Origin of the sequence: Shewanella sp. MR-4 (assembly GCF_000014685.1) — a bacterium.
Classification (GTDB): domain Bacteria; phylum Pseudomonadota; class Gammaproteobacteria; order Enterobacterales; family Shewanellaceae; genus Shewanella.
In genome coordinates this window covers 3,169,227-3,193,849 of sequence record NC_008321.1, presented here as the reverse complement: position 1 = coordinate 3,193,849, position 24,623 = coordinate 3,169,227, and the positions used below count along the sequence as shown (strand labels likewise).

Sequence of the window (24,623 nt, the reverse complement as noted above, 5' to 3'; positions counted from 1 at the left end):
TTATCGGCAACTCTTACCGTTGAGATTGTTAAAATTTCACGGCTGGCATACAGTGGTGCTTCATTCACAGGGAGTGGCACAAGATGATCCGACCAACGCTTTTCTATCATCTACAGGACGTCGAGACCGAGCAGGCATTAGTGCAGCTCGAGGGCGCGCAGACCTACAACAAGCTACGCAGTACCGATGATTTATCTTGGATTAGTCAGCTGGAGGCCAATCGTATCGATGTGGCGATCATTGAGCTGCCCCGTCTAAGCCGTGAGGATTACTTAGCCTTACTCGAGTCCAGCGCCATTGCGGATGTGGAGTTTATTTTCCTCTCCGATGGCCTACCGAATCCTCATCTCGATAAACTCTTATCCAAATACGCGGGCTACCATTTCCGTAAGCCCATCGATATGTCGTTGCTGTGCGAAACCTTAGCGGATTTTGCCCAGCATCTGGTTGCCAACACTTCGACGCGCATTCGCCCCTTTGCTAGCGAATTAGACCAATATGGTCTGCTGGTGGGTTCCTCGTTACCTATGCACCGTTTGTATCGCACTATCCGCCGCGTGTCGGCCGCCGAGAGCAATGTGTTGATTATCGGCGAGAGTGGCGCAGGTAAAGAACTGGTCGCCAATACCATTCACTTAGCCAGCCCGCGGGTGAATAAGCCTTATATTGCGATTAACTGCGGCGCCTTGAGCCCAGAATTGGTCGATAGTGAACTCTTCGGCCATGTAAAAGGCTCTTTCACTGGTGCGAATCGTGATCATCAAGGGGTATTTGAGCAGGCCGAAGGCGGCACCTTATTCCTCGATGAAGTCACCGAAATGCCCCTAGAGCATCAAGTTAAGCTATTAAGAGTGCTTGAAAATAATGAATATCGTCCCGTCGGTAGCCCTAAGGTGCTCAAGGCCAATGTGCGTATTGTGGCGGCGACAAACCGCGATCCTTTAGTGGCGATAGAGCAAGGACAATTGCGGGAAGATTTGTACTTTCGCTTAGCGCATTTCCCCATTCAAGTGCCGCCATTGCGGGAGCGCGGGGAAGATATAGTGGGACTTTCGAAGCATTTTCTGGCCTATCGCAATGCGGCGGAAAAACAGAGCAAAGCGTTCTCGCCCTCAAGTTTAGAGGCGATTGCGGCCCACACTTGGCCTGGGAATGTGCGCGAGTTAAAGCATGCTATTGAGCGCGCTTATATTCTGGCGGACCATGAGATTACCCCTGAGCATTTACAGCTTACGCCCAGTTTGGAAAAAGAGACGACTGCGGAGGAAAATGTAGTGATCCCCCAAGGTATGCGCCTTGAGGAGCTAGAAAAAATCGCCATTTACCAAGCGCTTGAAACGAGTCTGGGCAATAAGACCGACACCGCCGAGCAGCTTGGGATCAGCGTTAAAACCCTCTATAACAAGCTCAGTAAATATGAGCAGGAGTCAGACGTTCAAACCGTTGTTGATGCCGTTAGCGAAGATTCCGTTAGCAATAGCGTCGCCAAGTAGTAACCTACATTAAATGCCTGAAAATAAGCTAATACATTGATTCAGCTTTTGATTCAGAGTTTGATTAAGAGTTGATTTTGAAAGTGTTAGCTTATTTTTGACTCTAACTGCGGTTCAGCATTTTGCGCTTGATAGGGCACAAACACCTTCAAAGAGGCGGGCAGGATATCGATATTGAGTTCCTCCGGCTCACAAATCTCGCCATCAATCACATACTTGCATGGGGGCTGACTGCTGATCTTCACCTTTTTCGCGTGGGCATGTTTCACTTTACCCGTGTTGGCCGAGGGCGCAGAGTCGCTATTGGCGGCCTCTTTAATCCAGCCGGTAAAAGCCAGTTCAGCCAAACTGATAAGCTGTTCATTTGGCTCATTATTTGAATCTAACCAAGTGATATCCAACAAGCCGTCGGTCATATTGGGTTCGCCCTTACCTTGGGCGAGTAAGCTGGTAAAAGGTGCGGCATTGGCAACCACTAGGCTGTGGGTTTGCACTGTCATTGGGGTTTGGTCATCTAAAGTCAGCTGCAACTCGAGGTTGGTGTCGGTGTTCACCGCGCGCCACAAACCATCGAGGTAGGCGAGTTGGCCGAGGGCATTTTTACGCTCGCGGCTCGCCGACTCAATCATTTGCTGCTCAAACCCAATGCCGACCAACAGTAACACCAGTCGCGCATTGCAACGCGCCGTGTCTATGGTCTGTGTCTGGCCTTGGATAATATTATCAAGGGCTTGAGAGACGGCATTGAGCTTACTGCTTAAACCAAAGAGGGCGTGTGATAGGGCATTAGTGGTGCCTAGCGGGATAATGCCTAAGGTGATATCTGTGTCGATAATCTCCGCCGCGACCTCTGTGACTGTGCCATCGCCCCCGCAAGCGATGATGATATCGGCGCCCTGAAGCCGTGCTTTTTTCGCTTGGGTTTGGGCGCTAATCTCTGGCGTGGTGAGCGCTAACTGCACCTCAAAATAGCGTTTCAGCTCAGTGCAAATTTGTTCGCCATGGCTCTGCCATTTACCCGCGCCAGAGACGGGATTGGCGATAATCCAGGCTCGCTTATGCAGTTTGATTTCCCCTTGAGTGTACATCTGCTCCAGCGCTTTGAGTTGCCAGCGATTTAAGCCTGCGGTTTTACGAATGCTTTTAATCTGTTGCAGCACCTCGGCGAAGCTGAGTTCGGGGCGGCGGCACACAAGATAAGCGGCCAGCACCATTACGGAACGCCCGCGGCCGAGCGCGCAGTGGATTAATACCCGCTTTTGGGCGCGTACTTGGCGATGTAACCAGTTAATCGCCTGATTTAATTGGGCGCTAGTCGGCACACTGTGGTCAAGAATAGGGATATTCAGATAGTCAATATGATCCTCATACAGGGACACATCGAGGCCGTCGAATTCGGCGGTGACATCTAAAATGGCGGTAATGCCATAACGATTCAGTTTAGGTAAATCGGCAGCGCTTAAGCGGCTACCCAAGTATAGATATTTATCAATGGCTTGCATTGAAGGCACGCTATCGCGGCGCCGTGCCCAGAGATTATAGAGTCGGCATCCTAATAAAAATGGAATAAAGCCCCAACGGATATACCAAGGGATGGATCCATCCTGACGTTTTCTAAAAATACTGGCGAGATTAAACCAATAGGCTGAGCCGACAAGGGCGAGGGAAAGGCTGCTCCATGCCCAAATAAAGGTGAGGATAGGGGAGTGGCCCCTTACGGCGAAATAGCCAAATAACAGCGCTCCGAACAGGTAGAAATACTTAATGTGGATCCTACTCAGCATTGGCATCTCCTCCATCGATAAGCGGCGAGCCTCAGGGAAACCCACTTTATCGTGACCAATAGCTGTCACGATAAAGTGGTTCGGAGGTACTCAATTGAACTGTGGTTCCCCTGATAGACTCGTTTGCGGGACTATCTACTTTCCGTCATCCGTTCTAGCAGCGAGTATCTTTCGCTTTAACGCCTTCTTTCAGTTCTTCACAGGCATCTTCAATCGCATTGCCGGTATCTGTGATGGCTTCATCGATTTTTTCGCCTGCGTCCTCGGCGTGGTTGTCGCTACAGGCTGACAGTCCAAAGGTTAATAATAAGGCTAAAAATGCAGTGGTAATCATGGTCATAGGTTTCATATCGATTCTCCTTTTATCCAATTTAAGCGCGTGGTGCCTTGCCCTTAAGGGCGTTGACCAGCAGGGAAATCACAAGTAATACAATAAATAGGAAGAAAATAATCTTTGCGATCCCCGCTGCGGCGCCAGCGATCCCCGTAAATCCAAACAGTCCGGCGATAATGGCCACAACCAGAAACATTAAGGTCCAACCTAACATAGCCACCTCCTTTGTCTTATTTCGGTTTTTCTGTCTTCTTTCACTCTGCATGTTTACGTCGAGTGAGCTAGTTGCTGGGTGAGTTGGATAAGCAAGGTTACGTCTTACATCCTGTTATCACTCAATCCCGCAATAAACTCACAAAGGGGATATTGCGAGCTTAATGCCAACTTTGAGATTTTTGGTTAATCTGCTGATTATTAGTGTAATTTTTGAGTTTTATATCGGCGGAAGTATTGGCTGATATAAGCGAGATAGGCAATTTTTACCTGCGATTCGGTAAGAGTTGCAGTGAGGAAATCGAGGGAAAAACAAGAATGACATTTTGCGACAAACTGTCAGCATTTTTATCTTTAATTATAGTGGTATAAAGCATTTTGAAAATAATTGTAGCCAACATCTCTTATATACTATGGACTGAGCAGCCACGTCTGAAAAACGTTATTTTTGAAGAGACTAGCTCACTTTTATACTCTATCCTCAATCTTGCCGACTTTTGAAAACTCTAACTTGAGCAATTTTGCGAAAGTAGGTTGTTGGTAAACTAAAAGCACAATATGTTTTTGCTCTAAAATAGATGGCTGGTTTTTCCTTCTTGTTAACTGAGTTAGCCAACAACGTCAGTATAACGAAATGATTTATAAGTAAGTTTTGTTCCTTTTAGATCTTTACGCATTGCAACTACAATGTTACCAATAGCTTGCCGACCAGTTTCTGGATCTGGTGCTTTGCCATGGTTATCTATGACCAACTGCACCATATGATTAATAGCTTCAACAACTTCATCAGAACAATAGAGCCAACCTTTATATTGTTCTTCAAAGAACTCTCGTTTGGTTTTAGCATTTGCAGTAGCTCCAACAAAACCTTGAAGCTTTACGAGTAATTTTGAGTACTGTTCTTCTCGATGCTTTAATGCTGCTTCGTCCCGTTTAGCTTTTACAGCGAATACATAAGTTAATACTGAGCCTACAAGCAAGGTGACTAAAGGGAAAAGTAATTTAGCGAGATCAATAATAGTTTCCATATTCCACCATTCAGTTAGCAATTTGTATTATGAGCTTTCGCATGATTTCACCTCTGACTATTTGGCAAAAATAACTTGCAACTCACTGATTTAAAATTTGATTTCTACCATAGCAAAAATATTTTTGGGTAGATAGTGCTTATGGTAATGATTTCAGGTGGTTTTATTCAATTCATCACTATTTCATAAGACGCCTAGTTAATAAGAACTTCATCTTTAAATCCGGTGGTATTTATTCGGTAGTGTTGCAGGCGAGCATTGTCGCGGCAGTGGACATCGGAAAAAGGGATTTTTCCGTTGAGCCCCCAGGGATGGGTTTACGGCGTGCCACTGGAGCGGCAATGCAGAGCGGAAACGGAACTCCAATCGGCTTTTGGCATTGTTTATTCGATTGATTGAAAGCAATTATGCCGAGCGGAAGCTGGATGAAAAATGGCTCTTAACCCAAAAAATGAACGTAAAAAAGCGGGTTAAGTTTTCACTTAACCCGCTCGATACGATTTAGCAAAGCGAATTAGCAACGCTGCAGTGGTTTCCAGCGTTGCAGGCTGACTGGAATACTTACCCCTTGGGATAACAACAGGTTAATCCGTGCTTGGTAGGCCGCGCCTTGCATTAAATGTTTCGTCAAATCCACCGCATTGCGTTCGCGGTAATCATCTAAATAACTGCCTTTTGCCCAGGCATTAAAGGCGCCGAGGGCGGGGCCTGCCCAAATCTGGTAATCCATTTCACGGCCAACTTCGCCCGTATTCGACCAGCGGCTCGAAAGACCCAAATACCAACGGAAAATCAGCGCCATTTTGCGTTTTGGGTTATCCAGCGCGCGCTCAATTTGCTTAGGATCGCGTTCATTAAAGTGCGCCACAGTGCCAGCCCAAATCTCATCTAATGACGCGCGAAACACTTGCTCTTCCAGCTTTTGTCTTTCCTCTGCCGGAATAGCCTCAATTGAGTCGTAGCGGATGTAAATTTCATAGAGTTTGTTCGCGCGCATTGGGAATAGAGTGCCGCGCTTAACCACTTGTAACTTAACGCCCATTTCAAACATATCGGCGGCGGGCGCCATAGTTACATCGGCCATTTCAGTGGTGGCGAGTAATTTACGGGTATGTTCGCTGGCTCCAGCCTCAACACAGGCTTGGTTGATTGAGCCAGTGACAATATAGGCCGCGCCCATATTGAAGGTCGCCAGCGCCGCATCGGGCGTGCCGATACCACCACCTGCGCCCACACGGATCGGCGTTTTGTACTGGTACTTGGTTTGAATGGTATCTTTTAGCGCCAAAATGGTCGGTAATAGTGTGACCAGAGGGCGATTGTCGGTGTGGCCGCCAGAGTCGGCTTCGGCGGTAATGTCATCGGCCATGGGCACAGATTGTGCCATCAACATTTGCTCTTCGCTGATAAGCCCTTCGTTCACTAATTGTTGCAGCATCTTAACGGGGGCGGGCTCCATAAACTTGGTCGCTACCTCGGTACGGCTGATTTTAGCAATCACTTTATTGCCAATCACAATCTCGCCGTTGGCGTCGCGGCTCAGGCCTGCGGCGCGGTAATAGACGATTTGCGGTGTTAAGCCCAAGAAGGCCGAAGCCTCAACCGTACGCACTTGATGCTTGAGGAAGAGTTCGACACTGCCACGTTCAAGCGCTGGCTCGCTCGGGCTGTGAATGAGGTTAAAGGCGTAGGGGCCATTGGGCAATGCCGTTTGAATGCGTTTAATCGCGGCTTCAACGCGCGATGGAATTAACCCTGCCGCGCCAAAGGAGCACAAAATGCCCGCCTGACCTAAGGCGATAACTAACTCTTCCGAGGCGATGCCGTTGGCCATGGCGCCCGCGTAGTAGGCGTATTTCACCCCATGCACACGGCGAAAGTTACTGTCACCCAAGCTTTGGGTGCCAAGGGCGGGGGCGAAGGCGCTCACAGGATGCAAACCATTGCTTTTGTGTAAGCCATTGCTGGGTTGAGCTTCTGCAAGACCCACAACCTCGGCACTTTGGGCTATGCCTAGGCCTTTTTCGGCATGATTGACTAAGTAACAGGCTTGATTGAGATCTTTAAGTTTTTTGCCAAGGGAATCGATATCGAAACTGATGGCGGCTTCATCAACCTGCCATGGCCAAGGACTGAGTTTTTTATTATCGAGTGTGGTATTCGTCATTTGGGCTATTCACTTTTAGGTGTTTGGGACCTGAATTTGTTTGCCGCAGTGGGGTTATTCCCTTGCACTGCGGCAGTCTATTGTTCTGAAACCAATTGTTCTTAAGCTAATTGTTCTTAAGCTAACTGTCGTTAATGCTGCAAGTTAGGCGCTAGCGCTATGCTTCTTCGATGCAGATTGCGATATCGGTTACCTCATAAATGCGCAGGCCATCCTTACTCAGGTTGGCATCGCCCTTGATGATGCGTTTTCCGTCTTTATCTTCAATGCTGGTGATATGCACATCCAGCGACATCTGTTTGTTTAATGGATTAATTTGACCGCGATACTTCCATTTGATTTCTGACAGAATTTGGCCAAATTTCGGATTATTGAAGCCTGCACCTAGGTCTTGGTCTATGGCATAGGTTTGCAGTAATTCGATAATCGCCTCGACGCCGAGGGAGCCTGGCATTACAGGATCCTGATGGAAATGGAACTGGAAGAACCAATCGCTCGGGTCAATGGTGCGCTCGGCGTACAAGTATCCCAGTCCCTTCTTACCGCCAGTTTTTACTATCTCGGCCTTGTCGATAAAGTTCAGCTGACCACCCGCAAGGCGGTAGTGTGGCTTGCCCTGCTGCGCCACAAAACTGCGGCCATTTTTATCTAACAGATTGATTTGGCTGTCGGCTTTGATATCGCGCTCAATATGCCAAGCTTGGGTAATTTTACCGTTGTCGATCCCCAACTGGTTTTTAAGCGCATCGGCCTTAAAGTAACCGAAAACCGCATTACCACGGTAGAAGGGCTCGCCATCGCAGCTCAGTTCGAAACTAAAGTTTTGAATGATATTGCTGCCTGCAATCACGGTGGACAGCAGGCGCGAATCGTTGACTATGGTCTTACCGCGTAAATCCACTTCGCGCAGTAATTTGCCATTGCCGTCGAGGTTGCGGAAGAATAACTCCTGCCCCGGGAAGCCTAAAGTCGTGCCCATATAACCCGAGATAAAGCCATTGGGCTGCAGGGAGATTTCCATCAACACAGAGTAGGGCATCACGCTCGGGTGGCTGTTTTTAGCGTAATACCACGCGTTGCTGGGCACTTCATATTCGGCAATGCAGGAGGATGGCTTTTTCAGTTCGCCACGTTTGCCCTCAATGGCCACCACTCGGGTGGTGAGTTGCAGATCGCCGCAGGGCGTACGCGGCGGGATTAAGCCTCGGTAAATACTAAAATCGGAGCCGAAGCAGTTTTCAATATCGCCGGTGGCAAACTCAAACAAATGGTAAGGCGTAAACGGCAGGGTGTCGGGCACGCGGTTGGCGTACTTAGAGCCTGCTGGCGCAATCGGCGCGCTCACATGTTTAAGTGGTACAACGCCTTTATTCAGGGGAGCTGAAACATCTGGAATTTGCGCCATCAGTGGCGCTTGTTCCGCGAGGATTGCGATATTTGCTGCTTGGGCACCATTACTCTGTGAAGAACTGCTTTGCGAAGAGCTGCCTTGCGAATAATCGCTTTGCGAATAGCGGGTGCAATCGGCTTCTTCTTTAATCATCACCCCGAGGTTTTGGAAATCCACCACTACTTTGCCATTGAGCAGAATATCGATATTCGCCTTGGCATAGGGGCGAGGGCTCATGCCAATTTCGATGACTTCCATCCGATAGGTGAGCGTGCCAGATTGTGGCAATACTTGACCGCGGCAGCGCACTTTTTGCGATGCGTTTTCAAGGGGTTGGAAACGACCGTTAGTCACCCCAAGGTGCATACCAATATGCAGCATAAAGAATTGCAATAACTGACCACAACCTTCGGCCATGAGGGAGCCGGCCATCACTTGGTCGCCCTTGAAATGGCAGGGGAAATACCAATGGTCGGGGGCTAATTGCTTGTGACCTTCAATCAAGCCTAAGCCCCAAGCGCCGCCATGTACTTCGAGCTTGCTAACTTGCTCGATCATCAGGAATTTTTCCGAGGCGAAGCACAGTGAAGGCTGGAGGCCAAACTTTGCCTGATGGGCCGCATGTTCACCGCCGAAACAGCCGCCAATGTCGGCGCTCAGTAGACGATGGATTTGGCCGTAGCTGAAGGCCGTTTGCGCGCAGTTAAGTAGCGGCGTGAAGCGTGGTTTATTGCCGTTTCGGGCATATTCATTGGCCAGTGCAATTTGTGCTTGCTCGCGCAGCTTAATTTCGGCCTCGGTGCGGATCACCCCTTTGCCATCGGCCAGTTCTTTATCGGTAAAGAATCCCGCGCAGCCGCCATCCATCTTGAGGATCAGCTTATCGCCCACGAAGCATTCGTAGGAGAAGAAAAACAGCAGGGTATCGCCATTACGGGCAAAGTGGTTGATGGAGATATCGTAGCGCAGGGTGTCACCGCCGCGGGGCAGATCCCCAAGGAAGGTAAGGGTGCAGTCGAGCAGGCGATAGACGCGCTCGCCTTTGTTTTCAAAATCGATACCTAAGTAGCTGATGAGCATTAAGTCGCACTGGCCCGATTCGACTGCCACCGCCCACGGAATTTGGCCATCGACCAAGAAGGGCGCATCCACGGGAATGTCGTACTCTGTGGTCATAGTGCTCGGCTGATAGCGGTTCATTTGCGCGTTGAGCTTAGTCACCCGCGAGACTAGCAGATAATCCGAGGTTGGCAGACGCACCCGACGTGCGTAGCTGTCGATAATGGCGTAATCGGCGCCAAAGACCTTGGCAATGTCGCCCTCGGCGTATTCCACCAGATCCTGATAGTTCCAAATGCAGGGCTTAGCCGCAGGAATGGGTGGCGTATAGGGAGCGACATTTGCGTGATCTGGTTTTAGTTCTGGGACTGATACCGCTTGCTGCGCTGCGATGGGAGCAACATTGGCGCTGGTGGCAACATGAGGTGCAACAGACCCCATTTGTGTCGTCTGGGACAATTGCGCTTTTAACAGGGCATCGGCCAGTTTGAGCCCTTGCTCACGGCTCTGTAAAAAGGCTAAGTGCGCCTCGCGGGCCAATTGCTGGTTTTGTAACAGTTGCTGGTTTTGTAATAGTGCCGCACTATCCTGCGATGCCCTATCCTGCGCCAAGGGCGCCGCCGAATATTGGTGTGGTGCGTTAGATGACATACCGCTCTCTACTGCTATTGGTGTGGCAAATGGGGTGGCGTTTTCAGCCGTGAAATCAAGTGCAGCTTGTACTCTGGGCACAGTTTGTGTCGCCTGCGGTGCGACAGGCTGCAACTGGCGCATCTTGCCTTGGATGGCGGCAAGTGCGGGCAGTGGCGTATCCACAATATGTTGATAGATATCGCGGCCACCGAGCGTCACTGGTTTGATTAAATGTTTTTGCTCACTTAAGGTTAAATCTTGCTCAAGGCGCTGTTCTAGTTGCGCCGACTGCGTTGCCGTTTGGCTTAACAGCAGCAGCGAACTCACCCCTTGGCTTTGGGTAGACACTAATGCATGCTTATCGGTGTTTTTATTTGAAGCCGCAGACCCGTTCTTTAGGCTTAACAGGGTATTCAAAAGACTGGCCATACCCGCAGCGGCAAAGTTATGCCCAAGGGTATTGGCGACTCGATTGCATGGCGTCCCCATAAGATTAAGCTGCGCTAATAGCTGCTCCGCTGGCAGTTGCTCTTCTGGGGCAATACATTGCTCAACCATATGGATGGCAGCGGGCACTGAAGGATTGGCGATAGCCGTTTCGGTTATCAGCGAATCAAGCAGCTTGGGCAGCTGATGATGTGTGCCAAATGCCTGAGCACGAATTTGGCCGTAGCCCTTTTGAGAACTGTTACTCGTTTGTTGACTGTTGCTCGCTTGCTGGTTTGTCAGCACGATAGCGCCCGCGCCTTCACCCACCTTCCACTGTGGATTCGCGCTGTTGGCATCGAGATCAACGGCGATTTGAGCGTTTTTCAATATAACCTGTTCAACACTGCCGCTTAAATCCACGGCGGCAATCACTACGCCATCGAGGGCCTCTTGGGACAGTAAATTTTGCGCCACATCGATACAGCGAGCGACCGATTGCTCGGCGGCTGAAATGGTAAACGCCGGGCCGTTAAAGTCCCACAGCGAGGCGATGCGCGACGCCATAATATTGCCAATAAAGCTGGTGTATTGATTGAGCTTGGCGGCATCGAGCACGCTGTCCATGGCGATGGCTTCGAGGGCGAGGTATTCATCATTAGAGAGGTGAACGCCTTGTTTCTTTAAGCTATCCGCAAGTTGGGTGTGCAAATTCACCCGGCCACGGAATTGGTGCAGTTCAAGCTCGGTTTCCATCGCCACTAACACCGCGACCTTGCTGCCCGCGGTTAGCTTGGCATCGCGAATCGCTTCGTCGGCGACTTTGATCAGCAACAATTGCTGGGAGATCAGCCTGTCATCCTCATTAGGCGGCACTTTAAAGCGTAAAAAGTCGAAGTCAAACTGCTCGATATAGGCGCCTTTGGGCGCGCGATTTAGGCCAAACTGGTTAAGGATATCGGGGTGTTTATCTAAGCCTTTCCAGCGGTTAGGTGGCAGCGGAATAAAGGTATCTGTTTGGGCTATTAGCGCCTTATCCAGCGCATTGATGGAGGCCAAAGGCCCAAAATGCGACGCCATGCCGATAACGGTTAATGCTTGCTGCTGATAAACAGGTTTGTTGGCTTGCTTCTCGGCGCTGTGAATTGTTGGCTGATAGGATTCCAACAACAGATGGGCATTACAGCCGCCAAAACCAAATACAGATACCCCCGCATGGCGGCGATCGTTGCCTGTTTTATCGGGCCAAGCCTGTAGCTGAGTGGGAATATTATTACCGCTAAACAATCCCTTAGGCGATGAAATCGGCGCTTTAAGGTTGATACTCGCGGGCAGCTGGCCTGAACGCATGGCAAAGATCATTTTCATGATCCCAGGCATGCCGGCAGCGGTGAGCAAATGTCCAAGGTTGGATTTAGCCGAACCTATCAACGGCGCCATAGTGCCGCCGAGCTTATCTTCGAAAAAACGCTCCATCGAAGTGAGCTCAACCTTATCCCCCAGCGGCGTGCCGGTGGCATGGCATTCAATCACTTCGATATTGCTCGGATGCGTGTTAGCGGTGGCATAGGCGCGCTCGAAGGCTTGCACTTGGCCCTTACTGTTGGGGCTTAAGACAAATTGGCCTTTGCCATCGTTCGATAAGCCAATACCACTGACCATGGCATAAATATTATCGCCATCGCGCTCGGCATCCTCTAAACGCTTAAGCACTAATACGCCAGCGCCTTCGCCTGCGAATAAGCCTTTGCTATTGCTATCGAAAGGCGCCGAAATTCCATGGTCTGGATAGGCGTGGAAAATCGAGAATCCCATGTTGATAAAGAAGGGATCGGCGCCCGATACCGCGCCCGCGAGCATCATATCGGCCTTGCCTGTGGTTAAATAATCGCAGGCCAATTTAAGTGCATACACTGAGCTGGCACAGGCGGCATCGAGGCTGAGCTGTGCGCCGCCAAGGCCGAGGGCATCGCTTAACAATTTAGACGCCGTGTGGGCAATGGCACCATTGGCGGCCTGTTGCGTGCCCGCAATTGAACCATTGGCGAAGGGTGCTAGGGCAAATTCGGGTTGATTAAGCTTGGTTTTTAATGCCTTTTCAACCGCTTGATGATAAATCGGTAAAAACAGCTGATTGGAGCTTGCGGTCGGGAACGACAGCGTGCCCATTACAATCCCTGTGCGCTCAAGTAATGGTGCCGTTAAATCCACACCCGCATCCAGCAGGGCTTTTTTACTGCAATCTAATGCCCATAAAAAGCTTTCATCGAGCCCATCAAAGGCCGTCGGCGGTAACTGATAACCCTGCGGGTCAAAACGAAAGTTGCGGATATAGCCGCCCTTGTCGCAATAAAAACGGTCGGCTTGGCCTTGAACACCTTGGTAATCAGCTGGATTGGCATTGAGTTTGGCCGCATCGATTTGGCTGCGGGAATCTTTTTTATCCAGCAGATTTTGCCAAAACTGCTCAGGTGTGTCGGCATCGGGATACTGAACGGCAAGGCCGACGATGGCAATCTTTGGCATCGCCTTTGAGCTTTGGCGCTGGTCGTTTGGCACAGCTGTGCTGTCTTGCTGAGTCGGGTGAGCATGCATTTGAGAACTCAAAGGGGTTCTCCTTCTTGGAATACGTTTGAATAATGGCCTAATGCGCTGGCTGAATGTGGCGCTATCGTTTTCGCTGTAGTCTTATCTGCAATCTTATCCGCAACAGGAGTGGCTGACTGAGCTGCCGATTGATGCATAAGCGGCGCAAGGGAGAGTGGCACTCTATGGCTGATAAGTTGAGCTAAGCATTTGAGTAAACTGGTGATCGTATCGCTGCCCTTGGCATTGCATGCCATGGCTAATATCGGTTGTTCCAGTGTTTGAACGCCATCGGCGCTCAACTCCAGTTGGCGGCCGATTTTATCGATAAGTGTGCTGGTTTGCCGATCGGCGCCCACCTCAACAAATAAGCGCGCACCTTGGTGATACGCGGTGTTAATCAGCGCGGTAAAATTCAGCGGCGCACAAAAGGTGTCAGCAATACTCTTGGCAATGCTTTGGCTATCGATACTGACTGTACTTTGCTGCGCCGCGCTAATAAAACGCACCTGAGTCTCGTAGGCATTCGCCTTTAAGCCCAAGGTATAAAACCCTTGGATAGCACTGTGCTGTGACTGCGAGGGCGGGGTATGCATGGCGGTGACTTTATTGCTGGCAATGCCACGCTTATTCAGCCTTTTAAGGAGTTGTAAGCAGCTTGCTTCGCAGCCCGCGAGAATACAGGTATCACCCTGTTCAATCGCCAGATAAACCCGTGGAAAATCAGCTAGCAGAGTATTAATTTCGGCGCGAGCGGCTCGCACTAAAAAGCTGTTCCATACTAGCGGTGCATCTTCACTCAATTGCCAATCGCGGCGCACCGCAAGCAGTGGGCCTGAAATCTCCTGATTGAAGATGGCGCTGTTTTGGGTGGCGTGAATCAGGGCATGTGGCGTTTGCCAGATATCTAAACTTGCCCACATGGCCGCTTCACCCATGGAATAGCCCAGAGCGAGTTGCGGTTGGATATTAAAGACTCGAGTTAGCAGTCGACTAAAAAGGTAACTGGCGCCAACACCGCTAATCGCAAGTTGGCTTAAGCTCATGTCTGCAGAATCTTTTAAATCAACAGCACTTTTTACATCAACTGCACTTTTGGCATAAGCAGCGCTTTGGTAAATCGCCTCGGCCTGCAGCATGGCGGCTAAATCCCCTTCGCGTTCAAGCTCGCGATAAAGCTCAGGGAAATAGCCATGCAAGTCGCTGAACATATTCGGGTAAACCGTGCCGACGCCGGGGTAGACAAAGGTTAAGCCCGTATCGCCGAGGGGCGTTGGCGTAAAATAACTGCCCGCAGGGGTCTTAAAGGCTAGATTGGCCGATGGCGTTTGGGCTGGTACTGGCGCTGGCGCAGGAGTCTGTTGCGTCTTTTCAATATAAGCGCGCATCGCCTTGGCTTCTTGCATAAGCTCTTCAACTGAGCCAGCCATCAGCACTAAGGTTAATTTATCCTTTGCTTGATAGCGCTTAAACCAATTATTGCCTTTGCTGCTGAGCCAGTCCGTATCGGGAAAGTTTGCCGATAAATCTAATGAATCAATTAGTTGTGATAACTGTACCGTTAAAGACTCATGTGTGTTGCCGCTAATGGGAATAAAAAGCCTGTTGGCATTGAGCAACGGCTGAGCGATAAGCCGAGTGCCTTGGGTCAAGATAAGGCTTTGGGCTGTTTGAGTTTTAGGGACTTTACCGATGAGATTTAGGCTTAATACCCTTGCCTGATTAGGCTTAGTAAACCAATAGCCGTTCTGGGCGCTTATTACGGGCTTTTCAGCGCGCAGTTCAGCGAGTCGTTCTGCCAGTTGTGCTGCATCAGTCGCATCAAGCATTGGTTCAATGCCTTTAAGGCTGCGATGACTTAACGCCTCAACCGCTTGAGATAATACATTCAACTGACTGGCAAGATTGCCTGCCTGCGCGTAGCCATTAACCGCCTGAGCACAATCGCGTTTCGCCAAGCTAAAAGCGCTGTTTACGCAGCGCTCGACTGTATTTGCATTGATAGTATTTGTTTCTTCGGCTGTTTCAGCTTGGATTTGCGCTAATGCTGAAATATAAGCCTCGGCATGCAGGTGTAACTGCGCTGCCATCAGCCCATCAAGCAGATACAAGCTACGGGCTTGCTGCTGATATTCAAAGCGAATTTCAACAAGTTGTTTTTGCGCAATATGGGCGAGCTGCTCTGTGAGCAAGACGACCAGTGTTGGCTCATCAGCTGGCTCATTAATCAGTGGCTTATCTTCAACATTGAGCTGAATTCGACAAGCCATCAACTGCTGCAGCTTACTGACATCGGTTGGTGCATGGTTAAGCACACTCTGCATCCACCCATCACCAAGCCATACGGCTATTCGCAGTGGCTTGGCATTGGGATGCGGACTGTTTAATGCCGCATTGCTTAATGCGGCATGCGCGCTTGGGTCGAGTGTCACTTAACACTTACCTCGGCCGAGCTTTGGGCGACTGCCTGCTCTTGCGTTTGTTGCTGAGGTTTATTGGCCAAAAACGCTTGGTTGAGCGTCTTACTGACCGTAACCTTGGCCCGTTTCATCTCGCAGCTTAATCGGCCATCTTGATGATAAAGCGCAATATTGGCTTCAAGTGTTCGGGATGAATGCTTGAGTACATCCAGCACTAATACCGCCTTCTCGCCAAAACCTAAGGGCGAATAGGACACAAACTCACCAATGGCACAGGGTAAGCTTGCCGCTTGATATTTAAGGCGCGCCCACACGAGCATGGCCTGCAATAACAGATCTTCGGCAAAGGGTTGTGTGCCTTTATTCTCAAGATTTGGCGCAAACTCACCGCAGTCATCTAAGGCCACCGTTGGCAGTGCTACCTTAGCGATAAGCTGCTGATCATCAAAGGCGAGCACTTCGCTTATACCTTGCAGTCTTGGGCCATGGAACAGGGTGCCATCGCTGTAGAGCGACTCACGGTTCGCGATAGCGGGTTGCTGTGCCATCTCCTGCATCAGAGAATGTAACTCGTCAACCTCGAAACGCTGCACGTCTGCCGTATCATCCGTCTGCGCCACTAACACTGCCTGATACTGCGGGCGACCTTCAAAGCTTATCAGCGCGGTTAAGGCCTCAGTCGATTGCTGTGTAGCGTCGGCAAGCGGCGTGAGCATTAGTTCGAGCTCAATAGGCGCATCGCGGGCAAGTAGTACCTCATCGAAGATAATTCCCTTGAGTAGTCGATAATCGCTGACACTCACCGCCTTACCTAAATGGGCCTTGGCGGCCTCACGCATCCAATCGATGGCGCATACCGTTGGCAACACCGCATGACCGTTGATGCAATGATCCTCAATAAAGCTCATGCGCTTAGGATCGAGGCTGCGCATGACGCGAATACTTTGCGGCACCGTTTGGGCCATAGGCTGCGGATCTAACGCCGTGGTTAGATCCGCTTCAGGCTTTTTTGCTGATGCAGCTTCAACAGTATTAGCGGTATTGCCCTGCATATCGGTTCCGACCAACAGCTGCGCTCCCGTATCACTCAATAATTGGCTGGCAAATAACTCGGCACCGGCTTTGAGTGGAATGACATAGACCCCACGGTCGATAAACATCTTTTTCAGCGCAGGATTGACCATGCCGCCATCCCAAGGCCCCCAGTCAAAGCTCATCACCTTGGCTTGCGGCAATTGCTGCGCGAGTTGCAGCGCGGCCTTGTTGAGAATGTCGTTAGACATGGCGTAGTCGCTCTGGCCTGTATTGCCGTAAAAACCCGCCGCAGAAGAGAACAGGGCGATGAGCGTTAACTGGCTAAGATCCAGCGTTGACAGCAGATTGTTAAGTCCGGTCACCTTAGTGCCATAAACGCGTTCAAGTTCGCTTAAGGTTTTGTCTTGAATATGTTTATCGGCAAGTACGCCCGCGCCGTGGATAATCCCCGTGATGGGGGATAGGGCGCTGATAGGCGCAATAGTGCTGGCAATGGCGTCAGGATCGTTAACATCTAGGCTTAAGTATTCGGCGCTGGCGCCAACCGCTTCAAAGGCCTGTAAGGCATGGCTGATTTCAAGGCTGCTTTGTACTGGCCAAACTAAGGCATCCACTTGTTTTGGTGTGGGTTTATCACCCAGGCTTTGCAAATGTGCAATGGCAGCGGCTTTCAGCTCGTTGCGATTTTTACCCTGAGCCCAAGCGGGGATCCCTTGATGGGCGCTGCGACCCGCGAGGATAAAATGTGCCTTGCAGCGTTTCGCTAAACTTAAGGCGCACTCGAAGGTGACGCCCTTAGCGCCGCCTGTGACGAGGATTTTGTCCGCAGACGAGAGAGACGCGCCACTGCGGCGAAGCACGGCATTGCCCGCAACTAAGGTGGTGCGCTCAAGCTCGCTATCAATACCGACTTCGACTGGCGCATCTTGGAGGTAGTATTCCTGCACTACCGCATTGGCGACCGTTTTAGCGTCCAAGTTTGGCGCGATATCCAGCGCGCGGCAAACCACTCCCGGCCATTCGTGATTTAAGGTTTTCGTGAGTCCAGAGAGCGCCGCTTGGTTGAGTTCACTCAGGCTAATAACAGCGCCAGCCGACTCGTCCATGCCGATATAGCCAAAGCCACCGTCGATACGGCTGACGGTGACAAAGCGGCAGTGGTCGCGCTCAGTTAACAGCGGTTGTAAGTGTTTGGCGAACAAGAAGGCTTGCTCGACCAAGGCTTTGGCGTCGTCTGCCAGCACTAAGCCAGCACCTTTATCCACATCGGACTTATGTTGTGGCTGCAGATGAATAAAACCAGCGATTTGGCCAAGCGCTTCAATCTGATTGATGACCTCACAAATGCTTTCATCATCAATCGCCTCCAGCGTGAAGCTGGCAATATGGCTATCGAGTGGCGATGCGCTGGTCACAACCGTTTTCGGTGAGCGTACAACCGCGACCTTAACGCCTTGGGCGTGAAGCTTTTCGGCAATCACCCCCGCGTTGTGGCCATCGTCGCCGATAACGACGTAACTGTTTGCCGTCAGTTGAACATCGCTAGTTGCTATGATGCGCGCTAACTCAGCCGCCGCTGGCAACTTTTTTAGCATCACCTCACTATGGGGCGGCAGGTCGATGGTTTCCTCGACGGTTTCAGTAGTTGCCTCTTGAATCTCTTGAATTGGTGCAGCATGGTTTTGCTGTGGCGCCTCACTTGATGGTTGCGAACCAGCATAGAGGGCGACAATCTCACCCAAGGTGCGACACTCGGCTAAATCCTCTGGGCTGAGTTCTGGCAGGTTTGGCAGTTGATCTTGTACTGTGCCTAAAATTTCCACACGCTTGATAGAATCGATACCAAGGTCGGCTTCCATATCCATGCTCAGTTCCAGCATTTCCACGGGATAGCCGGTCTTGTCGGCCACCACCGCCATCATAGTGCGTTCAATCTCGCCATTAGATAGCGCTGCGCTTGCAGCAACTGCTCTTTGTGTTGTATGGCTAACGGAGGCTGCAGCTGTTACAGGAGCTGCTTGGCTAAAGAGCGTCACGATTTCCCCTAGGGTGCGGCACTCGGTTAAATCCTCTGGGCTCAGTTCTGGCAGGTTCGGTAACTCGTCCTGTACCGTGCCTAGAATTTCGACGCGCTTGATAGAATCGATACCAAGGTCAGCTTCCATATCCATGCTCAGTTCCAGCATTTCCACGGGATAGCCAGTCTTGTCGGCTACCACCGCCATCATAGTGCGCTCAATTTCATCATTAGAAACCGCCGCACTTGTAGCTACTGCACTTGCGAGTACTGCATTTTGTGTCGCATGGCTCACTGAGGCTGCAGCTGTTACGGCTGTCGATACTATAGGAGCCGCTTGGCTAAAGAGCGCCACAATTTCTCCAAGGGTGCGACACTCGGCTAAATCTTCTGGGCTCAGTTCTGGCAGGTTCGGTAATTCATCCTGCACTGTACCTAGGATTTCTACGCGCTTAATAGAGTCAATACCAAGGTCGGCTTCCATATCCATACTGAGTTCCAGCATTTCCACGGGATAGCCGGTCTTGTCGGCCACCACCGCCATCATAGTGCGCTCAATTTCATCATTAGAAACCGCCGCACCAGCAGCTACTGCACTTGCGACTACTGCATTTTGTGTCGCATGGCTAACTGTGGCAGAAGCGGGTACAGGAGCCGCTTGGCTAAAGAGCGCGACAATTTCCCCTAGGGTGCGACACTCGGCGAGATCTTCAGGGCTGAGTTCTGGCAGGTTCGGTAATTCATCTTGTACCGTGCCTAGAATTTCCACGCGCTTAATGGAATCGATACCAAGATCGGCTTCCATATCCATACTGAGTTCCAGCATTTCCACGGGATAGCCTGTCTTGTCGGCTACCACCGCCATCATAGTGCGTTCAATTTCATCATTAGAAACCGCCGCACTTACAGCGACTGCACTTTGTGTCGCATGACTTACTGTAACAGGTACTGCATTTTGTGTCGCATGGCTAACTGAGGCCGCAGCTGTTACAGGAGCTGCTTGGCTAAACAGCGTCACAATTTCCCCTAGGGTGCGACACTCGGCTAAATCCTCTGGGCTCAGTTCTGGCAGGTTAGGTAACTCGTCCTGTACTGTACCTAGAATTTCCACGCGCTTGATGGAATCGATACCAAGGTCGGCTTCCATATCCATGCTAAGTTCTAACATTTCCACGGGATAGCCTGTTTTATCGGCAACCACTGCCAGCATGGCTGTCTCGATTTGCTGCACGACTGACTTTTCGGAAAGCGCGCGAGTTGCTGCCGCCACAGTTTGTACTTGTGGTTGTGCGACTTGTGATTGTGTTACTTGAGGTTGCTGAACTTGGGGTTGCGGAACTTGGGGCTCACTCACAGGCGCAATAGTCGCTTTGGGCTCTGTAACTAACGCTTGAACCACAGGTGCCTGTGCTGGAACGACAGGCTTTGCCGCTGTAACTGCCACTGGTGCAACCGCCACTGGTGCCGTTTGAATGGGGACTTGAACCTGAGGCGCTGGCATTTGGCCGAGCAGGGCTAATGCCGCTTGGCTGCTGCTGGTCTGCAATTGCATAAATTCAGCATGGCTCTTTAGGGTTTGTGTCTGATGCTGGTGGAACAGCTCCATCGAACGTTGCAGGCTCTCAGGAATGGCGATGCCAAGGCTTGCCATTTTGGCTTGCTCAGCCATCAGGGCACTGACGGTATCGCCGTACTGCTGCGGGATCGCTAAAAATTGTTGATGTAATTGCGCGGCCTGGGTTTGGGCGGAAAAAAAGGCGCTCAGGGCATCTTGATTCGCCTGTCCAGTGGTAAAGCTGGCTGGCTGTGCAGGCGTTTGCTGTTGAATATTATTGTTATTTTGTGCCACTGGCTTTTCCACTTCGACAACCTTTTCTAGAATTTTTTCGACAATCACTGGTTTTTCAACGACTTTTTCAACCACTTTCTCAACGAGGCGATCCACATACTGCACTTGGCTGGTTATTTTGCCCGATTGCAGCGAATCGACCATTTTGTTGCGGGTCGCTGGGCTGATGTAGTTGGTCGCGTTGAGCTTGATATTCATGGCCGAAGGCGTTGCTGGCGCAATCAATTCGGCTTGATAAGGGTCGATTTCCCCTAGTGGTACCCCCGCAACCGCCAGTTGCACCGCAGCGCTGCGCAGTTGGCTGTCGGAATCAGCTTTAGGGTTCGGGTTAATGCTGATAAGGCAAAGCTCGTTTAACTGCGCGGCTAAGGTATTTTCTGTCAACTTTTGCAGAATGTTTTTCGGGCCGAACTCGACAAACACCCGTGCGCCAGCGGCATACATGGCCTCTAGCTGCTCGCTAAAGTGCACCGATTGCAGCATATGATCTTTAAAGGCGGCTTTGATGGCATTGGCATCGCTAGGGTGTAGCTCGCCTGTGCCATTGGCATACAGGGCAATCTTTGGCGTGTTGAATTGAGCCTTATCGATGGCTTCGCTAAAAGGCTTTTGCGCATGGGCAACCAATGGCGTGTGGAAGGCGCCAGAAACGGGCAGGGCTATCGCCTTAAAGCCTAACTCACCAATGGCCTTAGCGGCCTGTTGTGTCGCTGTGGTAGCGCCTGCAATCACCAGCTGAGTCGGTGAGTTGTAGTTGGCAATCTTGACGCCATCAAACTGCGCTAGGCAATCGTTGATAGCCTCAATATCTTGTTTTTGCTTAAGAATGACGGCATACATGACGCCAGCATCACGACTGGAGTCGGCATCCTGAGGTGACTGCGCCATTGCCTGTCCACGTTCAAAGGCCAGCTTGATGTAGTCATCCATAGAGATAACGCCTGCGGCGCACAGAGCCGAGAGTTCACCAAAGCTATGACCTGCGAGCATATCTGGGGCGAAACCCGCCTGAGTCAACAGGGCGTACTGCGCCATAGAGATCGCGCCGATAGCGCTTTGGGCATAAAGGGTATTAGTTAACGCACTTTCCTGTGCTTTTCTCGATTCATCATCGAAGGCGGGGATTGGGTACAGCACGCTTGAAAGCGTCGCTTCACCACGGTCGCTAAACACTTTATCGCTGGCGTGGATATGGCGACGAAGCTCGGGGAAGTTGTTGGCAATTTCCAGTCCCATATTCAGGTATTGCGAGCCTTGGCCGGCAAATAAGGCTGCAACCTTGTTGTTATCCTTGACTAGCGCTTGGGCGCGAAAACTTATCCCTGAGGGTAACTGCCAGCTCTCTGCGCTATTGGATTCTAGCTGCGCTATCGCTTGGGTTAACAGAGTCTGTAACTGAGCATAGTCCTTGGCAATAAAGCCAAGACGGGCCGATTGCGGTGCTAGTTCACGCAGGGCGTAGGCTTTTGCAAAGGCAACAAAATGGGCATCAGAAAGTTCTGCTTTGGCCGCAGTTGCTTGCTGTAGCGCGGTTTTTAACTCGCCAAGCAACGTGGTTTTGTCGGCGGCGGCAAACAGCCAGCTTTGCGCCACGCTGCGCTGGCGATAGGCGTCATCGCGCGCGTGCTCTGGGTGATATTCTTCGAGCACTAAATGGAAGTTAGTGCCCCCAAAACCGAAGGAGCTGATCCCTGCGCGGCGCGGCGTATCGTCACTGCGTTGGATCCAAGGGCGCGCCTCGGTATTGAGATAAAAGGGCGAGCGGGCAATGTTTAATTTAGGGTTAGGCTGACTGACGTTAATTGTTGGCGGCAAGACTTTATGGTGCAGCGCCAATGCAGCCTTAATCACACCCGCCGTGCCCGCGGTGGACTTAGTATGACCGACCTGAGATTTAACTGAGCCTAAGGCGATATGCTGTAACTGCTCATTATCCTTCGAGAATACTGAGGTTAAGCCATTGAATTCGGCTACATCACCTGCTGCTGTGCCTGTGCCGTGGGCTTCAATCAAGCCAACTGTGTGCGGCGCAAAGCCAGCGTCATCATAGGCGCGCTCTAATGCCTTGGCTTGGCCTTCGGGGCGCGGCGCATAAATGCTCTTAAATTTACCGTCCGATGATGCGCCAACGCCTTTGATTACCGCGTAGATACGGTCGCCATCGCGCTCGGCATCGTCGAGGCGTTTTAAGGCGACCATGCCAATCCCTTCGCCAATCATCATGCCCTTAGAGTCGATATCGAAGGGTTGAATCTGTTCGTTGGTGGTAAAGGCTGGCGTCTTTGAGAAACTCATATACATGTAGGGTGAGTTGTCGGTACAGACACCGCCGGTAATCATCATGTCGCTGCGACCTTCGGTCAGTTCGGTCAGCGCCATACGCATGGCGGCAAGCGAGCCTGCGCAGGCGGCATCGACGACGCAGTTCATTCCCCCTAAATCGAAACGGTTGGCGATGCGTCCGGCAATCACGTTACCAAGGGAGCCGGGGAAAGAGTTTTCTTCCCAGTGGACATATTGATCTTGGAATTTTTTGATCAGCAGTTCGCTATCTTCATCGCTTAGGCCACTGCTTTTAAATACTTTTTTCAGCACTGGATATTGCAGGCGTGCATTGAGGCTATGGCTTAGTTTTTGACCGCCGCCAATCCCGAGTGTGATGCCGATACGGTCACGGTCGTAATCGTCTGGCAAATTGGCATCCTGTAGGACTTCCTTGGCGACGACCAGTGAGAGTAACTGCGAACTGTCGGTGAGTTCCAAAATATTGGGCGGCAGACCAAACTCCATCGGATTGAAGTCCACCTCTGGCATAAAACCACCGCGTTTGCAGTAGCTCTTATCGGCCTTGGACTTATCCGCATCGTAATAGTCATCAATCGACCAGTGGGATTCGGGCACGTCGGTAATGGCATCAATTTTGTCGCAAATTAAATCCCAAAACTTATTCAAATAGCGGGAGTTAGCAAAGATACTCGCCATGCCAACGATGGCAATCGGCATATCTTTTAAGCGTTTATTCAGTCTCTTATCGGCTTTTTCATCGGTTGATAATTGAGGCTGTGAAGGGGTATGGCTCATAACGAGTCTCCACTGGCAAAGCGTTTGGCCGTTGCCTTATTAAGGGATTTAGCGATGGCTTTTGGGGTTTGTACGCCAGGAAAGCGGGCTAAAAAAGTGTGGTAGTTGCGTACCAGCAATTTACGCAGATGAAACGGCCCATCCTTCAGCACATAGGCAATGTACCGATTGGCCGCTTGGGTGTTACTGTCTTGATAAATATCGATATAAATCCAATCTGCCTTGCTATCTATGCCAAGGAGTACCGATTTAGGTTCGGCCTCGGTCAATTGCGGCGGCAGGGTGAGGGACACCACTTGTACTACGGTATCGCCATCTGTGCTTGGCAGGGCAAGGGCCTTGGCCAAGGTTTCGGAGTTGACCGTGTAGGTCTGAACATCGCTGCCTTGGCTTATAGGTAATTGATTAAAATACTGTTTAGGCACAAGCTCTTGATCAAACTCATCGAGGCGCGAAACCCCATAACGCTTAAGGCAGCGAGCCAACCCCGAGCGGGACACGTTGGGGTTGATAAAGGTTTGAGTGGCCTTGAGCAGCCTGTCTAACGGCAGTTTAAGCTGATATCTCAGTCCCACCACCACGTATTCTTCCATCGGAGTGAGGGTGGTATTGAGGTGATGCGGCGTATTCGGGCTGTCGTTCACTGACTCGCGCTTGCGCCATTTACGCACTGTGGCTTCGGTAATATTTAAAATTTTGGCGAGCTGACTCACACTCAATTTAGATTGCTGAATAAAGTGTCGCATCTCCGGCGTGGTTGTGGCATTGCGGTGCCTTGCCGTTTTGGGGGCGGATTTGTGCTCCGAGCTTGGCTTATCAGCCTGAGCATGATCCGCGGCTTGAGTACCCACTTTTCGAGAACTCATGTTGTTAGTGCTGTCCCATCTTTATTATTTTCATCCAACATAATCTATCGGGACTGCTTAAACTTGCCTGCCAAAGCGGAGTGTGGACTCATGCTTAATCTAGGCTTAAAACCCGTGAGCTATGTGTTTTGTTACGCACAATGGTGATGCAGATTACCTGAGGTTTCGGCTCGATACAATCATATGGGACTTGAAATGATTTTTTAATGTTCAAATGACACTGCTCAAAGGAGCCAAACTCC

General features: G+C 50.7%; 10 protein-coding genes. 1 reads left to right on the top strand and 9 read right to left on the bottom strand.

Going from position 1 to position 24,623, the window contains the following annotated elements:
* Positions 1 to 83: 83 nt before the first annotated feature.
* Positions 84 to 1,493: a sigma-54 interaction domain-containing protein gene (locus SHEWMR4_RS14050; protein WP_011623425.1), complete on the top strand. Its 1,410-nt coding sequence runs from the start codon at positions 84 to 86 to the stop codon at positions 1,491 to 1,493.
* Positions 1,494 to 1,579: 86 nt separating this feature from the next.
* Here the strand turns inward: SHEWMR4_RS14050 and SHEWMR4_RS14045 are convergent, their stop codons facing one another.
* The 9 genes from SHEWMR4_RS14045 to SHEWMR4_RS14005 form a co-directional block, all read right to left on the bottom strand.
* Positions 1,580 to 3,277: a diacylglycerol kinase family protein gene (locus SHEWMR4_RS14045; RefSeq protein WP_011623424.1), complete on the bottom strand. Its 1,698-nt coding sequence runs from the start codon at positions 3,275 to 3,277 to the stop codon at positions 1,580 to 1,582.
* Between the two features lie 154 nt (positions 3,278 to 3,431).
* Positions 3,432 to 3,626 (bottom strand): hypothetical protein, encoded by a 195-nt coding sequence (locus SHEWMR4_RS14040; protein WP_011623423.1) that lies wholly within the window; start codon positions 3,624 to 3,626, stop codon positions 3,432 to 3,434.
* Between the two features lie 22 nt (positions 3,627 to 3,648).
* Entirely contained in the window at positions 3,649 to 3,825 is a 177-nt protein-coding gene (locus tag SHEWMR4_RS20820; protein WP_011626732.1) for a DUF1328 domain-containing protein, read from the bottom strand.
* Between the two features lie 607 nt (positions 3,826 to 4,432).
* Positions 4,433 to 4,852, bottom strand: a complete 420-nt coding sequence (locus SHEWMR4_RS14030) for a hypothetical protein (RefSeq protein WP_041408820.1) — start codon at positions 4,850 to 4,852, stop codon at positions 4,433 to 4,435.
* Positions 4,853 to 5,366: 514 nt separating this feature from the next.
* Complete coding sequence (gene pfaD, locus SHEWMR4_RS14025; protein WP_011623420.1) at positions 5,367 to 7,019, bottom strand: eicosapentaenoate synthase subunit PfaD; 1,653 nt, start codon at positions 7,017 to 7,019, stop codon at positions 5,367 to 5,369.
* Positions 7,020 to 7,176: 157 nt separating this feature from the next.
* Positions 7,177 to 13,134 carry a beta-ketoacyl synthase N-terminal-like domain-containing protein gene (locus SHEWMR4_RS14020; RefSeq protein WP_041408819.1) on the bottom strand — a complete coding sequence of 1,986 codons (5,958 nt, stop codon included), beginning with the start codon at positions 13,132 to 13,134 and terminating at the stop codon, positions 7,177 to 7,179.
* On the bottom strand, positions 13,131 to 15,545 hold the full coding sequence (locus tag SHEWMR4_RS14015; protein ID WP_083757920.1) for a PfaB family protein: 2,415 nt from the start codon (positions 15,543 to 15,545) through the stop codon (positions 13,131 to 13,133). The genes SHEWMR4_RS14020 and SHEWMR4_RS14015 overlap by 4 nt, the downstream gene beginning before the upstream one ends.
* Positions 15,542 to 23,515, bottom strand: coding sequence for a type I polyketide synthase (locus SHEWMR4_RS14010; RefSeq protein WP_011623417.1), 7,974 nt, complete (start codon positions 23,513 to 23,515; stop codon positions 15,542 to 15,544). Before SHEWMR4_RS14010 ends, SHEWMR4_RS14015 begins: the two co-directional genes overlap by 4 nt.
* Positions 23,512 to 24,381 carry a helix-turn-helix domain-containing protein gene (locus SHEWMR4_RS14005; RefSeq protein ID WP_011623416.1) on the bottom strand — a complete coding sequence of 290 codons (870 nt, stop codon included), beginning with the start codon at positions 24,379 to 24,381 and terminating at the stop codon, positions 23,512 to 23,514. Before SHEWMR4_RS14005 ends, SHEWMR4_RS14010 begins: the two co-directional genes overlap by 4 nt.
* Positions 24,382 to 24,623 lie beyond the last annotated feature (242 nt).

Excerpts from the sequence above, each read along its gene's own strand:
- SHEWMR4_RS14050 (WP_011623425.1), top strand. The coding sequence starts at position 84 with ATGATCCGACCAACGCTTTTCTATCATCTACAGGACGTCGAGACCGAG.
- SHEWMR4_RS14045 (WP_011623424.1), bottom strand. The coding sequence starts at position 3,277 with ATGCTGAGTAGGATCCACATTAAGTATTTCTACCTGTTCGGAGCGCTG.
- SHEWMR4_RS14040 (WP_011623423.1), bottom strand. The coding sequence starts at position 3,626 with ATGAAACCTATGACCATGATTACCACTGCATTTTTAGCCTTATTATTA.
- SHEWMR4_RS20820 (WP_011626732.1), bottom strand. The coding sequence starts at position 3,825 with ATGTTAGGTTGGACCTTAATGTTTCTGGTTGTGGCCATTATCGCCGGA.
- SHEWMR4_RS14030 (WP_041408820.1), bottom strand. The coding sequence starts at position 4,852 with ATGGAAACTATTATTGATCTCGCTAAATTACTTTTCCCTTTAGTCACC.
- pfaD (WP_011623420.1), bottom strand. The coding sequence starts at position 7,019 with ATGACGAATACCACACTCGATAATAAAAAACTCAGTCCTTGGCCATGG.
- SHEWMR4_RS14010 (WP_011623417.1), bottom strand. The coding sequence starts at position 23,515 with ATGAGCCATACCCCTTCACAGCCTCAATTATCAACCGATGAAAAAGCC.
- SHEWMR4_RS14005 (WP_011623416.1), bottom strand. The coding sequence starts at position 24,381 with ATGAGTTCTCGAAAAGTGGGTACTCAAGCCGCGGATCATGCTCAGGCT.